Raw genomic sequence first — 13,849 nt, forward strand, 5'->3', positions numbered from 1 at the left:
CATTCCTCTTTTCACATCGTTATATCACCTTCTAATAATTCAATATGGAATATAAAAAACCTTTTTTGACAGGTTATATTTGTAATGACAATTAGAAAAAGGTAGCATGAATTACTCCTTGCTACCTAAAACATTCATTTTCACGAAAAACTTCTAATCTTCTATAGGATTTTCAGGCCCGTTAAGCTCCAATTGATAAAAGGCTAAATCTAGCCATCTATTAAACTTATAACCAGCTTTTTGTATTGTTCCGGCATGAACAAATCCATAATTTTGATGCAAGGCTATACTTTTCTCGTTTTCCGCATCGATTCCAGCAATTAAGGTCATATATTCTCTTTCTTTTGCGGTTGCGATTAATTTTTCCATCAAAGAGGAGCCAATTCCATTTTTTCTATATTCCTTATCAACATACACAGAATGTTCAATTGAATATTTGTAAGCAGGCCACGCTCTAAATGAGCCGAATGTCGCAAATCCTACTACTTTATTATCTAGTTCGTATACGAAAATTGGATAGCCATCAGCCTTTTTTTGTTCATACCAATCTATTCTATTTTCAAGGGTTACAGGTTTATATGCATATACAGCTGTTGTATAAAGTATCGCATCGTTATAAATGTCTAAAATATATGCTACATCTCTTTTCGTTGCTTCCCTGATCATCGTTTTCTTCCTTTCCTAATGTTAATCTTCTTTCGCTATCTTTTTAATAATTTTATTTTACCGAAATTTCTGTTTTATTTCCACATACGAATACTTGCTTTTCGGAAACCATCAAATATATTAATCGCAGCGGACAACGTATAAATGATAATTCCACCGCCAACTAACCACGTTTTAAATCCTTCTGGGGAAATAGTAAACACATTTGCCAAATACGTAATAAATCCTTCGTTAAATATATGTGGATTTACTACAATTACAATGAATACTATCGTTCCGACTACTTGAAGAATACCATTTCCGATTGCCAATCTTTTCGTCCATTGTCCTTGTACTAACTTATAAAGAGATATAGCTACTTCAAAAACGATCATAACCAAAATAATTGGCCAATATTGAAGTAAAACATCTTGATTAAACGTTGGCGCGATAAACTTCAGTCCGTTTTCCGTACCATTATATACGCCTACAAGATGGTTCGCATAAAAGTAAAGGGTAGCCCATATTGCTGTCCACATTAAACCTCCAAAAACTTCAAACTTTGAGATTGCCTTTTTCTTCGGGATATACGAGATATTTTTCAAATCATCTGGCGTCCATTTTTTTAAACTTGTTGTTAATGGGTGTGGATCCTTTTCTTTATCAGTTCTTTCTAAAACAGCAAATACAAGTGTCAACCAGAAAAACACATGGAGGCCTACTTCAACAATTTCCCCAATGCCTTTACCTATCAATTTTAAAATAACATCTAATACTACTTGATTACCAGTATAGCCTATAAAACTTTCTGCAACCATTGCAATGAGTGCGATAACAGCTGCAATTGGTATAATCATTTTTAATAACGTCGTATATACATCAAAATAACGTGGTCCAATTAAATGCATCGGTCTATCCAAATACCCATTAGCCAATGAAACCGGACTTCCCAATTTTTCGAGAACGCTCTTCACATCATCTTCATTATAATCGTCTGGTAACATATCCTCTATTGTCGACCGTAGCTCAAGCGTAATATCTTCACGATTTTTTTCAGGTAATCTCTTCGCCACTTCTTGGACGTACATATCAATCAAACTCATTCTCGTCCTCCTCCTTTAATAGGTTATAAAGTTCTTTCGAATCCTTTATCCACTCCTTTTTCAATTGTAAAAATATCTCTAGTCCATATTCACTTAAAACATAATACTTACGAGGTCTACTCTCCGTTTTATCCCAACTACTCGTAACTAGTTTCTGCTTTTCTAATCGACGAAGTAGTGGATATAAAGTACTTTGATCAATTGTAATCCCTGATTGCTCCAATAATTGGACAAGTGAATATCCATACTGCGGCGTTCTTAATTGACTTAAAACCGCTAATGTCAATGTCCCTCTTCTTAACTCAGTAATTAATGAATTTAATAAAGTATCCATTCACCCACCTCATTTTTATTACTATATGTCATACAGTATGTGTTTTATACTATGTATCGTACAGTATTCGTGTGACAAAAACAATTATCATTTACCAAAAAACGGATAAAAAAAGCACAAACTATACGATTTGTGCTTTTCTAGCTAACTTATATATTTATAACACGCTTAACTTTGTACCTCTGGTAATATAAACTCTCCTTTTTCTTTAGGAAATGGGATAACCCCTACAATCGACTCAACATTGATTACTCCATATACATGCGGGTATTCTTGACCATTTGAAGCAAGTTCATATTTTATTTCTGCTTTTACCAAGGATGGATTTATTGTAAGTAATAAAACCTCTTCTTCATGAAAGAAATGTTTTTCTGCAACCTTTAAAGCTTGTTCAAATAATGAACAATGAATAAACCCCTCTTTTATAAGTGACTCTTCATGAATTTCTCCAGTTGTTTTTGCGATTTCCCATTTTCTTTTTGTTATTACTTTTGTAATCATAGCTTTTCCCCTTTTTTAATATATGTAATGATATAATAACACTAAAATTTCCAACAAATGATTAGTTGATTGAAGAATCTTAATGGATAAAAAATTAGAAGAGATCATTGTAAAATCATTTTTTACTAAGCGCCTTCAAAATAGAGTACTATTTGAGCTTTCTTCTTCAAAAAAACGTAAAGATGCGATCGGTCGACTTTGCCATAATTACAGAACTACGTTACGTGAAGAATATATGATTGAAATTCCTAAGCCTAATTATTGTCCAATTGATATAGGAGATCTGTTAAAAAAACATGGGGCTGTTGATTCTTGTTACGCCATATCATGGGACACAAAAATCGATGGAAAAACACTCCCTTTGCTGGACGCATTAGAGGCTGCTGTTGGAATGGGAATGCCTTCTATTCTATACTCAATTACAAATCAAGTTGCGTATTTTGAAGCAGAACAAGAAATACTTCCACCACCAAGATTTATACTTAAACGCACATATTAATGCATATAACTCCATTGCACTTTTTTTACTTTATTATATTATTTAAATAACCGCTCAGGTCGTTAATTCATCTAGCTTTTAAATATAAAAAAGAGGATTTTCATACCCTACTAGAAAATCCTCTTTTTACATTTATTTTAATCCTTTAATTAAAGGCGACGCTTCACCGCTATGGAAAATCCATAAATCATGCAGTGATCTCGTACATGCGACATACAGTAATTTCGCATCATGCTTTGTATTTTTATAATGGTCTTCATCAACATCCATTAGAATTACAGCGTCAAATTCTAAACCTTTCGCTAAATATACAGGTACTACTGAAATACCACCTTCATATTTACTTTGATTTGCTTCAATGACATTTACCGTCAATCCTGCATTCGTTAATTTCTCATACATATCGTGGCATTCATCATCTGTTCTACCTATTACTGCAATTGTTTTTACATCTTCATTTTGCAAATGCTTTATTGTCTTCAAAACTTCAGTGAATTGATCTTCTGCATGGATTACTTTTACGTCTTCACCGCTACGGAAAACTGGTGTTGCGAGCCCCACTGGTATTTCTGCATTTTTAATTATTTCATTTGCGAATTCAATAATTTCTTTTGTAGAACGATAACTTCTAGTCAATTCAAAATAACCTGTTTCTTGGAATACTTCCTTAAATGCGTTCCAATCTTCAATTCCTTGGTAATCATAAATCGCTTGCGATAAATCACCTAATATAGTGAAAGAATTACCTAGTGTAATTTCTTTTAATACATACACTTGAAATGGCGAAAAATCTTGCGCTTCATCAATAACGACATGATGAAACTTCTGACCGATTTCAATACCTGTTATGCGATGATGGATGTAAATTAAGGCAGGTAAATCTTCTACATACACTTCTTTTTTACGACAACTCTTTTCTGTTTCTTTAACAAGTTCTTCAGGTAAAACTTCGAGTATTTCTTTACTTTTCAATATTGAACTATACAGTGAAAGAGCACTCATTTTTGGCCAAAACTTCATATATGTGTTCAATCTCTTAGTCGCTTCTTTTTTGAGCAATTTTTTCTCGTTCGTTTCCCCAAACTTTTTAAGTTCAATTTCAATCCAGCGCTTCATGCGGCCTACTAAACGTTCTCTTCTTTTCTTTAGTGGATAATGTTTATATTCAACTTGCATCCATTTTTTAATGTCTTCTACTGGAATAATCGCTTTATCCCACGCCTCAAAATCCTTTGTCGGAACTAAGTCATTTTCAAATTGAATCATTCTCTCTTCAATAAACGCCTTAAATTCCAGTGTACCCTTTAATTTACCGAGCATTACCTTACTTTCATCACGATTAATTGAAAATGCTTCTTTCAATTTCTCTTCTGTTTGCTTTAGTTTCACTGAATCATCTAACGTACGCAATGCCCAATCTGGAAACGTTGTTTGACTAATATTCCCTACCCCTAATTCAGGCAGTACACTCGAAATATAATCTAAAAACAAGCTGTTCGGAGCAAATACAATCATTCTTTCTGCCTCTAACTGTTCACGGTATTCATAAATTAAAAAAGCAAGGCGATGTAAAGCGATTGTTGTCTTTCCGCTCCCTGCAACCCCTTGAATAAGTAATGGTAAATTTCTTTCCGCTCGAATAATATCATTTTGTTCCGATTGAATCGTTGAAACAATATCCTTTAGTTTATTATCTTTATTCTCACCTAATCGATATAGAAGAAAATCATCGGCATGCGATACATCTTCATTTCCTTTCACATATGTATCAACAACACGTTCAAGTTCTCTTTTACGAATGGAAATGTTTCGTTTTAAATACACATCACCTTCAACTAACCCATCTGGTGATTGATAAAACGCTAGTTCTTCTCCACCGGTAAATGAATAAAACATACTTGCGACAGGCGCTCGCCAATCGATAACAATTGGTTTCATCGTGTCCTTATCTGAAACACCTACTTTACCGATATAAATCGGCATAACTTGTTCTTTTCCATCCTCTTGAAAGTCTAGTCTTCCAAAATACGGCTCTTCCACACCGATACGTAAGTTCTGTCTATTTGACTCCCTCATGCTTTCAAGAATTTGCTCTTTAAAATCTTCTCCATAATAAACCGGGATTTTTTCAAGCTGTTCTAATTGATCATCCATCGTATGTAAAGTATCCCTCATTTTTTGTAACTCATCTTCAAATATGTTGCTCATTTCGACGATTCCCTCCTGTCCGTTCTAATTTTTCAGTCGAAATACAATTGTATTAAAAATCCATTCGCAAAGTCAATAGTTCTAGTGAGAATTTTCTAAAATATAAAAGAGTAACCATTAATCCCTACTCTGCTTTGCTTTAATTCGATATAACATATTTAAAACATTCTTTATTAATTTGAGAAGTTCAATTAAAAGAAACAATAAAAAGCAGATAATGAAATATTTCATTATCTGCTTTCCAATTTTATATAGTTACTTATATTATACTTTTTGATATAAAAGCCAATCCCCAGAATCAATCACTTTCTTTAACATCTTTTTATCCTGAGCAATATACACATACGCATGTATTTCCGTATCAGCAACATACACTGTTTGCGTTATTCGGTCATATAAATCAGTCTCTGCATTACCTGTATATTCTTCTAGTTCATCTAACTTATGCAAAACATCATCATTTACTTCATAAACTTCCCCATATACCTTTACTTCATTAGAACAAATCATGGCCGGATATCCTTCGTTTGTATCAAATAATTCCCCATACGTCCATGCTCCGTCTGCGATGCATGTTGCACCTTGCATATAATGAGCATTCGTTTGCCCTCTTCTTAACGTGCCATAAACGAAAACATGATACATAAATCCCTATCCCCTTTATATGTCTCTACTTTCTTATTTGTAAATAAGCACGGATCATAAAGTAACTCACTTCATTTGGAAGCTGTTCTTTAATAGATTTCAAACCACCTTCTGCATTTTGTACAGCAGTTTCTATAAGAGATTCATACTCTTTTGGTACAAAACTTTGCCAATCTACTTCCATCCCATCCTCAAAAGAGCGAATTAAATGGTTTTCAATTGTTTGTCTTGATAGATCACGTTCTTTTGCAATCTCATTTAGGTCAATTCCTTGTTTATACATTTCATACGTTTCCAAATGAGAATTCGCTGAAGCTTTTCCTGATTTTTTACGCTCAGAAACAACTTCTGTCTTAATTGTTTCTACATAGTTTGGATTTTCATCAATAAAATGCTGAACTGCTTGTAAGAAGTGCGAGCCATACTTCACAAGTTTGTGTTCTCCAATACCTTTTACTGTTAACAGTTCGGAATCATTTCGCGGCATTTTGGCACACATATCTTTTAATGTTTGGTCAGAGAAAATAACGAACGGAGGTACACCTTCTCCTTGTGCGATTTCTTTACGTACTTCACGCAACACTTCAAATAAAGGATGATCTTGGACGATTTGTCTCGTCTCTACTCGTTCTTTTCGTAGAACATTCTCATTACCAAGTAATACTTCTTTCCCTTTTCCCGTTACTTTTAATGTCGGATACGTACCATGTTCAACTGCAATTAACTCATCTGAAATTAAAAACTCTATAAAGTCACTCACTTCTTTTACACTACGGTTTGATAAAAGGCCATACGTTGGTAAAGTATGAAAATTAAATTCAATAACTTTCTTATTTTTCGATCCAGTTAATACTTGTGCAATCATTTGTTTTCCAAATCGTTGGTTCGTTCTAATCATACAGGATAAAACCATTTGTGATTCTCTCGTCACATCGATGCTCTCACGGTCATCCGTACAATTACCGCAGCGTCCACAATCTTCTTTCGGTTCTTCTCCAAAGTATTGCAAAATGAATGATTGTAAACATTGTTCTGTATGACAGTAATCAGTCATATTTTGCAATTTTTCAAGTTCATTCGAAAAACGTGATTCTCCTGTTGATTGATCAATTAAAAAGCGTTGTACTTGCACATCTTGAGAAGAATATAACAAAATACATTCACTATCTAATCCGTCACGACCAGCACGTCCTGCTTCTTGATAGTAACTTTCCATATTTTTTGGCAGCTGATAATGAATAACGTAACGAATATTCGATTTATCAATACCCATTCCGAATGCAGATGTCGCTATCATTACACTTACTTCATCTCGTAAAAAGAGTTCTTGTTGCTCATTTCGATCATGATCACTCATACCAGCGTGATATTTTGATACCGAAACTTCCGCTTTCATTAAATCTTCATACAACTGATCAACTACTTTTCTAGTAGCTGCATATATAATCCCTGATTCCTTTTGATTTTGACGAATATAATCCGCTAAATAAGCATTACGATCCTGTCCTTTAATGACAGAAAATGATAAGTTCTCACGCTCAAAAGTTGTCATAATTGTATTTTCTTGATTAATTTCAAGCGTTTTGCAAATATCATCACGTACTTGCGGAGTTGCTGTCGCTGTTAACGCTAATACGAGCGGTTTTTCTGGGAGATAATCTAGTATACGATGTATATGTAAATAACTTGGACGGAAATCATGTCCCCACTGCGAAATACAGTGCGCCTCATCAATCGCAATCATCGGGATTTTCATATCGATAAGTTGATCAACAAACTCCATTGAATCAAGACGCTCAGGAGCGACATAAAGTAACTTATAATGCCCTTGTTTCGCTAATTGAATTCTATGATTAGCTTCTGTCATTGAAATAGAACTATTAATATACGTAGCGGATATACCGTTTTGTATTAGTGTATCTACTTGGTCTTTCATAAGTGAAATCAAAGGTGATATTACTAACGTCGTTCCTTCGAATACTAATGCGGGAATTTGATAACAAATTGACTTACCTCCGCCCGTAGGCATAATGCAAACTGTATCTTTCCCCTCTAATACATTTTTAATTGTTTCATCTTGCCCTCTTCGGAATGACGAATAACCGAAATAAGACGCTAAAAGTTCTTGTGCTTTTGTAAACAAAAAAGATTCACCTGCTTTTCTTTATCTTTCATCTACTTCTATTATATCATCACTTATGCGACTTGAAAGCGATGAATAAATGCTTATTATTTTTTCATTATTCTATATTTCACCTCGTATTTAATATTAATTAGCATCGGTGTTTTGTATGTTTCACAACATTTAAAACATACATCCATTACACATGAAGAAAGCATTTCAATTTAAATATTCATTTTATTGCCCTTTCTTGAATACTACTAATCGTATACATATAAATGCAGGAGGTTATTATATGAAGCATCGTAATATGAGTTCCATCAAAGCAAAAACAAAACAACTCCAATTCTCTAATAATGATGCGTGGAAATATGAATCATATTATAAGTACCAGCCATTATTTTCTTATAGAAATTTTTTTGATTTTCTTTCTCAACTTTTTAGACGTTAATATATGCGCAAAAAATAGATCATCCACAGAAGTTTTCTCAATATGAAACGTATAGACTTACTACAATTCAGTTGCTACCATATATAATAATCTGTTGGATAAACCCCTTAAGTTGACCTGCTCATAATAGCAGGTCTTTTTCATGATTACATATTTCTGTGCACTTCAATTTCACTTCCAAGTCTTTTCTCCATTTTATAACCAGATTTAAATCCCAACAATTCATGATAATCATAAAAAGTAAAATATAAATTGTTCACATGTAATTATGCAATTCTTTTTTCTCAATACACAAAACGCATTTTACTTGTTACTATAAAAGTAATCCAGATGAGTTTTTGCTCATCTACATTATCTAGTTAATGGGGCCTGCCGCGGGAAGCAGGTCCTTTTGACTTTATTAAAGTTCCATTTTTATTTGGACACATTTACCAGGTTTTTTTAAAAGAATTTTATGATAATATTACGTAGTCGAGTCCGACATCTCGGCAATACCCTTTAGAGGCTCTGCAACTTCCCTTGCAGAGCCTCTTTTACTTTATATTCAATTTATTTATATATATCACAACATCATTTATCGAATTTCTCCATTTCAAATTACCTGAAAATTATCTAGGACACGTAACTAAAAATAAATCTTTATCATACTTTGAGTTATACATGTTCAAAGGAGTGTTACTTTTTATGTATTCTTATTGGCAATCGTATTACTCCCCCTATCATAACCCTTATGTAAACTATGATTTATCCGTACGTAACTACCGAATAAGTAAAAACGAGAATTTTTTAAAAGGATATATGCGTTCTTTATGGGAACAACACGTCGCTTGGACGAGATTGGCTATTATAAGTATTGTCTTTAATTTACCCGATGTTAACGTTACTGTTGGACGGCTTCTACAAAACGCAACACATATGGGACTATCACTTGAGCCCTTCTATGGCGAGGATGCAGTAAAGAAATATAGTGCATTAATTAAAGATCATTTAGTAATTGCAGCCGATCTTGTGAAAGCCGCAAAAGCTGGTGATCAAAATGCAGCTGCCGCTATAGAGAAGAAATGGTACGCTAATGGTGATGAAATTACTGAATTTCTTCACAGTATCAATCCATATATAGATAAAGAGGAATTTAGAAAAATGTTTTATGAACATTTAGCACTAACGAAAGCAGAAGCGCTTGCCTTCCTAAATAAAGATTATGAAGCAGGAATAAAACTTTACGATAAAATTGAAAAAGAAGCATTAGAAATGGCCGACATGATAACAAACGCAATCGTAAAACAATTCCCGCAAGTATTTCAATAAACTGAGACGTTAACCAGTGATGGGTTTGTACATCCCCACCGATTACTAACCCACACCAATCAGGGTTTCACGAGCATTTTATCTCCCGCCTAACTTCTCTACTTAAGCTGAATTTCAAGGTGTGATTCTTACTTCTCGTCAATGCGGGATAAAAATAAGCATAAGCCGATTTCAAAAAAAAATCGGCTTATTTAGCTTTCTCTCAATGTTATTTCGCCTCTCCTCTTTACATTTAACGTATATCGATATATTTTATTTATATCCGTTTTTTATAGGAGGAAATAGTTTGATTAACGCCATTGGTCTCGTATTTATACTCACAAATAAACACGAGAAAAAGAAGAAAGTGTATTTGAATGAAAAATTTGCATTAATAGACATTATTGATTCTAAAGAGGTAATTGATGATGAAGGTAACTCATTAGTAGAACTCACTTGTAAATACAGTATATATTTAGATGAAAAATACTACTGTAAATCTCTCGATGATTATACTGGACAAGTATTCCCCTTTTTAAGCGCTAAAATAGGAAAAGGACTTCTTAGAAATTTAAATTATTACTTTTCTTACGTTGATGCCTATGATAAAAAACCACCTGTTAAAGAAATAAGACCGCTTATGAAACAAGTAACGAACAGATAACAATAATCATTCAAAAAAGAAACATCTAACTTCTGATGTTTCTTTTTTGAATCAACAACTTGTTGCCTTCTATCCTCTTCTAAATGTATGTATCCAGGCATACTTTAAATTAAAAACATTGGAGGATTAGACTGAATGAAATACTCAGAAACAATTGTTAGTAAAAGACTTCGAACACTAAAAATGTCTAGTATGTTTATCATGCTAGTTTTAATCGCCTGGCTTGGATATACAAAATTACTTTATGAAAATGGATTTCTTCAAGAAAAAAAGAATTCAGTAGAAGTAATGAATACTAGCATTACAGGAGAAATTGAACAGATTTTCCATGTGAATTTACAAGGTTATCGTAAAACAAACATTGATGCCGTTATAGCTGAAAGTAAAACCGACCCGAGCGAACTATCCTTACTTGAGCTCGTTAATACATCTTGTTCACGAGATTGCATAAGTGAACCAATAACATACGTAAACGCAAACAATGGCTATATTTTTTATAAAGAATCTGGCGGAACTAATGTAGCTATAAAAATTAAAAAGCGAGATACATGGGAAATTGAAAAAAAATTAGTTCAAGATGGAATATAAACTCATAAAATAAAAGAGTACGTAAAGTACTCTTTTATTATTAATACCCTTCCTGTTTACAATGGCATTTCGGTTTCTCTTTACAATGACATTTTTCGCAATCACACTTCGGCTTTTCCTTGCAACGACACTCGTCACAATCACATTTCGGTTTCTCTTTGCAGCAACATTCGTCACAGTCCCTGCGTTTACATCTACATCTTCCAAACATTAAATCATCCCAAAATGAACGTCCACAATGACAATGATTCCCCATGAATATGCTTCCTCCTCAATAGAATTCATCATATTCTATGTTTAAAAGTAGAAAAAGGCTTGTTTACTAGTCTATTTTCTACTTTTAAACAATAGTTTTTTAAGTATTACACTTTCTTAAAAATTTTCTATTAAATATTCGTAGGAAATATTGCAAATAAAAAAGCCCAATGCTTGGGCTTTACATTCATGTATATTTTCTTACTTCTCGTTCATAATAATAGGTAACTACTACGTTAACTAAATATGAAACACCACTACTATAGTTCCTTTACCTCCGCCACAGCTCCTTTCAACCTCTGCAGCATATACCCGATCCCTTTACATCCTTCTAACGGATATGTAATGATTTCTTCTGGATATAACTTTGTGACTACTTTTTTATGCTTCTTTCCCGCAAGCAAAACAATTTCGTCAAACTGTATTAAACCTTTATCAATCATCTGTTTTTGTAGTTGCTCTATACTAATAACTTCATCACTCTTCGAATCAAATGCAAGATCATAGTTTTCTTGTACAATATCATTCGGCTTTAAAAATCCATGCTTTGCTGATAAAATAACCCAATCATCAAAAAACTCAGTTGCGTACGCCTGACATGCTTTCCCGAAAGGACTAATATATACATTCTTCGCCTCAGTAGGTCCATAATCTACATACTTATCCCAGATTTTCTTCTTTCCACATGGGATTATACATAATCTTTTCATCTATATTTTTTACCTCTTTTCTTCCTTATGTTAAATCAATTATTTCATACATTTCCCTCGCAAAATACTATATAATAATTCCAAACGTCACAATTGAATATTTTACCATATTTATATCGATTTCCACTCATATTTCACTTCTTTTCAGAAGCATAGTCCAATTTTTTTCGTTCTACATCTACGTAGTACACTGCACTCTTTACAAATATAATACTACTTCATAAACATTTTGTGAGCTTAATCTTTAAAATGAATCATAAAAATTTTAATATATGAATATGTTTATTTTATTGTTTTTTAAAGGAGGTGAACAATAATGAAAAATATTATCCCTGCACTATTCGTCTATTTTATCGTTTGTGTTATTGTTATGATTGTTCCAGCATCTGAAGGCTATAATTCTATTAGTTGGAAGTTGTTTGTTGGGCAAGCGTACGCAATACCCATTTTCCTCATTACTGCTGTTTTTACATTTTATATAAACAGGAAAAAGTCTTACGAATAAAGTGAAACTTTAATCCGTGAGGGTTTTCTTCATCCCCCACGGATTATTGGCCTTCACCAATCGGGCTCTTACGGACAGTTGATCCCTCACCTAACTTCTTTACTTTCGCTGAACTTTGAGGTAATGCTCTTACTGTCCGTTAATGCGGAATAAACAGTTATAAGGATAGCTAATGCTGTCCTTATTTTCATACCAGTATCCTATGTAACAAATAAAAAAGACAAGTAGCCATCCGACTACTTGTCCTTTTTGTTAATCAGTACTGAATAGTATTAAGCTTGGAATGCTTCAGTTAATACTGGTACGATTTGTTTTTTACGAGATACAACACCTTTTAATGTAGCTGTGTTGTTTTGTAATGTTACGTTGTATGCTTTCTCAACAACGTTTGCTGCTTTACCGATCGCAAGACCGACAGAATCGTTAGTTAAGATATCAGTTACAACGAATAAGAATAGGTCTAACCCTTTTTCTTCTACTACTGCAGAGATAACTTTTTCAAGTTCCGCTTGGTGTACAAGAACGTCGTTAGTATCGACAGCGTTTACTTGTGCAATTTCAACTTTCGCGTTAGCCATTTGGAATTCTTTAGCATCAAGAGAGATTAATTGCTCCATTGTTTTTCCGCTTAAGTCAGCACCAGCTTTTAACATTTCTAAGCCATAGCTATCTGCATCTACACCAGCGATTTCCGCTAATTCACGAGCTGCTGCTACGTCTTGTTCTGTGCAAGTTGGAGATTTGAATAATAAAGAATCTGAAATGATTGCAGATAACATTAAACCTGCAACTTCTTTACGAATTGTAACGCCATTTTCTTTGTACATTTTGTTTAAGATTGTAGCTGTACATCCAACTGGCTCACAACGGTAGTAAATAGGATCGCTTGTTTCAAAGTTAGCAATACGGTGATGATCGATTACTTCTAACACACGAACAGATTCGATATCGTTAGCACTTTGTTGACGCTCGTTATGGTCAACTAAAATAACGTTGTCCACTTCGCTTGCAACTGTCTCAACAAAACGCGGTCCTTCTACTTTAAAATAGTCTAACGCAAATTGAGTTTCACCGCTGATTTCGCCTAAACGTACAGGCTCAGCATTCATTCCTAATTCTTTTTTCAATTCTGCATAAGCAATTGCAGAACAAATTGCATCTGTATCTGGGTTTTTATGCCCGAAAACTAGTACTTTTTCCATGTTTTCCACCTCTTCATGAAAAGGATATCTTAAAGAAGCAAATATGACAATATTTAAACCCGAATTTTTTATAAATAATTGTACTTTCCTCTATATTTTTCATAAAAAAGATCATCTAAAATGAATTAGA

Annotated in this window: 16 protein-coding genes; 6 read left to right on the plus strand and 10 right to left on the minus strand. The window is 33.5% G+C overall.

Features of this window, described 5'->3' with window-relative positions; translation table 11 throughout:
* Positions 1-153: 153 nt before the first annotated feature.
* The 4 genes from BTOYO_RS00455 to BTOYO_RS00470 form a co-directional block, all read right to left on the minus strand.
* Positions 154-666 carry a GNAT family N-acetyltransferase gene (locus BTOYO_RS00455; protein ID WP_000617533.1) on the minus strand — a complete coding sequence of 171 codons (513 nt, stop codon included), beginning with the start codon at positions 664-666 and terminating at the stop codon, positions 154-156.
* A 74-nt stretch (positions 667-740) separates the two neighbouring features.
* Entirely contained in the window at positions 741-1,748 is a 1,008-nt protein-coding gene (locus BTOYO_RS00460) for an HAAS signaling domain-containing protein (RefSeq protein WP_000052362.1), read from the minus strand.
* A complete protein-coding gene (locus BTOYO_RS00465) occupies positions 1,735-2,082 on the minus strand; it encodes a PadR family transcriptional regulator (protein ID WP_000380297.1) in 348 nt (115 codons plus the stop codon). The genes BTOYO_RS00460 and BTOYO_RS00465 overlap by 14 nt, the downstream gene beginning before the upstream one ends.
* A 168-nt stretch (positions 2,083-2,250) precedes the next feature.
* Positions 2,251-2,583 carry a DUF952 domain-containing protein gene (locus BTOYO_RS00470; protein ID WP_000629055.1) on the minus strand — a complete coding sequence of 111 codons (333 nt, stop codon included), beginning with the start codon at positions 2,581-2,583 and terminating at the stop codon, positions 2,251-2,253.
* A gap of 82 nt (positions 2,584-2,665) precedes the next feature.
* Here BTOYO_RS00470 and BTOYO_RS00475 point away from each other — a divergent pair, with 82 nt between their 5' ends.
* Entirely contained in the window at positions 2,666-3,082 is a 417-nt protein-coding gene (locus tag BTOYO_RS00475; protein ID WP_000358554.1) for a hypothetical protein, read from the plus strand.
* Between the two features lie 132 nt (positions 3,083-3,214).
* On the opposite strand, the gene BTOYO_RS00480 is transcribed toward BTOYO_RS00475, so the two are convergent.
* The 3 genes from BTOYO_RS00480 to recQ form a co-directional block, all read right to left on the minus strand.
* Complete coding sequence (locus BTOYO_RS00480; protein ID WP_000065186.1) at positions 3,215-5,290, minus strand: HelD family protein; 2,076 nt, start codon at positions 5,288-5,290, stop codon at positions 3,215-3,217.
* A gap of 264 nt (positions 5,291-5,554) precedes the next feature.
* A complete protein-coding gene (locus tag BTOYO_RS00485; protein ID WP_000274911.1) occupies positions 5,555-5,935 on the minus strand; it encodes a gamma-glutamylcyclotransferase family protein in 381 nt (126 codons plus the stop codon).
* A gap of 25 nt (positions 5,936-5,960) precedes the next feature.
* Positions 5,961-8,078 (minus strand): DNA helicase RecQ, encoded by a 2,118-nt coding sequence (gene recQ, locus BTOYO_RS00490; RefSeq protein WP_000494299.1) that lies wholly within the window; start codon positions 8,076-8,078, stop codon positions 5,961-5,963.
* A gap of 274 nt (positions 8,079-8,352) precedes the next feature.
* Here recQ and BTOYO_RS27625 point away from each other — a divergent pair, with 274 nt between their 5' ends.
* The 4 genes from BTOYO_RS27625 to BTOYO_RS00505 all read left to right on the plus strand — a co-directional run bounded on the left by BTOYO_RS27625 (position 8,353) and on the right by BTOYO_RS00505 (position 11,047).
* Entirely contained in the window at positions 8,353-8,508 is a 156-nt protein-coding gene (locus tag BTOYO_RS27625) for a hypothetical protein (RefSeq protein WP_000682737.1), read from the plus strand.
* A gap of 684 nt (positions 8,509-9,192) precedes the next feature.
* Positions 9,193-9,816, plus strand: coding sequence for a hypothetical protein (locus BTOYO_RS00495; protein WP_000287721.1), 624 nt, complete (start codon positions 9,193-9,195; stop codon positions 9,814-9,816).
* A 286-nt stretch (positions 9,817-10,102) separates the two neighbouring features.
* A complete protein-coding gene (locus BTOYO_RS00500; protein WP_000606238.1) occupies positions 10,103-10,459 on the plus strand; it encodes a hypothetical protein in 357 nt (118 codons plus the stop codon).
* 135 nt (positions 10,460-10,594) lie between these two features.
* On the plus strand, positions 10,595-11,047 hold the full coding sequence (locus BTOYO_RS00505) for a hypothetical protein (protein ID WP_000877597.1): 453 nt from the start codon (positions 10,595-10,597) through the stop codon (positions 11,045-11,047).
* Here the strand turns inward: BTOYO_RS00505 and BTOYO_RS00510 are convergent.
* Together BTOYO_RS00510 and BTOYO_RS00515 are read right to left on the minus strand one after the other, a co-directional pair.
* Complete coding sequence (locus tag BTOYO_RS00510) at positions 11,027-11,254, minus strand: hypothetical protein (RefSeq protein WP_023440958.1); 228 nt, start codon at positions 11,252-11,254, stop codon at positions 11,027-11,029. The two genes, BTOYO_RS00505 and BTOYO_RS00510, sit on opposite strands and share 21 nt — an antisense overlap.
* 308 nt (positions 11,255-11,562) lie before the next feature.
* Complete coding sequence (locus BTOYO_RS00515) at positions 11,563-12,012, minus strand: DUF6884 domain-containing protein (protein ID WP_000824892.1); 450 nt, start codon at positions 12,010-12,012, stop codon at positions 11,563-11,565.
* A 316-nt stretch (positions 12,013-12,328) separates the two neighbouring features.
* On the opposite strand from BTOYO_RS00515, the gene BTOYO_RS00520 reads away from it, so the two are divergent.
* Positions 12,329-12,517 (plus strand): DUF4017 family protein, encoded by a 189-nt coding sequence (locus tag BTOYO_RS00520; RefSeq protein ID WP_000789480.1) that lies wholly within the window; start codon positions 12,329-12,331, stop codon positions 12,515-12,517.
* 272 nt (positions 12,518-12,789) lie between these two features.
* On the opposite strand, the gene ppaC is transcribed toward BTOYO_RS00520, so the two are convergent.
* Positions 12,790-13,719, minus strand: a complete 930-nt coding sequence (gene ppaC, locus BTOYO_RS00525; protein ID WP_000416867.1) for a manganese-dependent inorganic pyrophosphatase — start codon at positions 13,717-13,719, stop codon at positions 12,790-12,792.
* Positions 13,720-13,849 lie beyond the last annotated feature (130 nt).

This window comes from Bacillus toyonensis BCT-7112, from assembly GCF_000496285.1.
In the GTDB taxonomy this organism is placed as follows: Bacteria; Bacillota; Bacilli; order Bacillales; family Bacillaceae_G; genus Bacillus_A; species Bacillus_A toyonensis.

What these genes read in the sequence shown, in the direction of transcription:
- BTOYO_RS00455 (WP_000617533.1), bottom strand. Translation starts at nt 666, where the DNA reads ATGATCAGGGAAGCAACGAAAAGAGATGTAGCATATATTTTAGACATT.
- BTOYO_RS00460 (WP_000052362.1), bottom strand. Translation starts at nt 1,748, where the DNA reads ATGAGTTTGATTGATATGTACGTCCAAGAAGTGGCGAAGAGATTACCT.
- BTOYO_RS00465 (WP_000380297.1), bottom strand. Translation starts at nt 2,082, where the DNA reads ATGGATACTTTATTAAATTCATTAATTACTGAGTTAAGAAGAGGGACA.
- BTOYO_RS00470 (WP_000629055.1), bottom strand. Translation starts at nt 2,583, where the DNA reads ATGATTACAAAAGTAATAACAAAAAGAAAATGGGAAATCGCAAAAACA.
- BTOYO_RS00475 (WP_000358554.1), top strand. Translation starts at nt 2,666, where the DNA reads ATGGATAAAAAATTAGAAGAGATCATTGTAAAATCATTTTTTACTAAG.
- BTOYO_RS00480 (WP_000065186.1), bottom strand. Translation starts at nt 5,290, where the DNA reads ATGAGCAACATATTTGAAGATGAGTTACAAAAAATGAGGGATACTTTA.
- BTOYO_RS00485 (WP_000274911.1), bottom strand. Translation starts at nt 5,935, where the DNA reads ATGTATCATGTTTTCGTTTATGGCACGTTAAGAAGAGGGCAAACGAAT.
- BTOYO_RS27625 (WP_000682737.1), top strand. Translation starts at nt 8,353, where the DNA reads ATGAAGCATCGTAATATGAGTTCCATCAAAGCAAAAACAAAACAACTC.
- BTOYO_RS00495 (WP_000287721.1), top strand. Translation starts at nt 9,193, where the DNA reads ATGTATTCTTATTGGCAATCGTATTACTCCCCCTATCATAACCCTTAT.
- BTOYO_RS00505 (WP_000877597.1), top strand. Translation starts at nt 10,595, where the DNA reads ATGAAATACTCAGAAACAATTGTTAGTAAAAGACTTCGAACACTAAAA.
- BTOYO_RS00515 (WP_000824892.1), bottom strand. Translation starts at nt 12,012, where the DNA reads ATGAAAAGATTATGTATAATCCCATGTGGAAAGAAGAAAATCTGGGAT.
- BTOYO_RS00520 (WP_000789480.1), top strand. Translation starts at nt 12,329, where the DNA reads ATGAAAAATATTATCCCTGCACTATTCGTCTATTTTATCGTTTGTGTT.
- ppaC (WP_000416867.1), bottom strand. Translation starts at nt 13,719, where the DNA reads ATGGAAAAAGTACTAGTTTTCGGGCATAAAAACCCAGATACAGATGCA.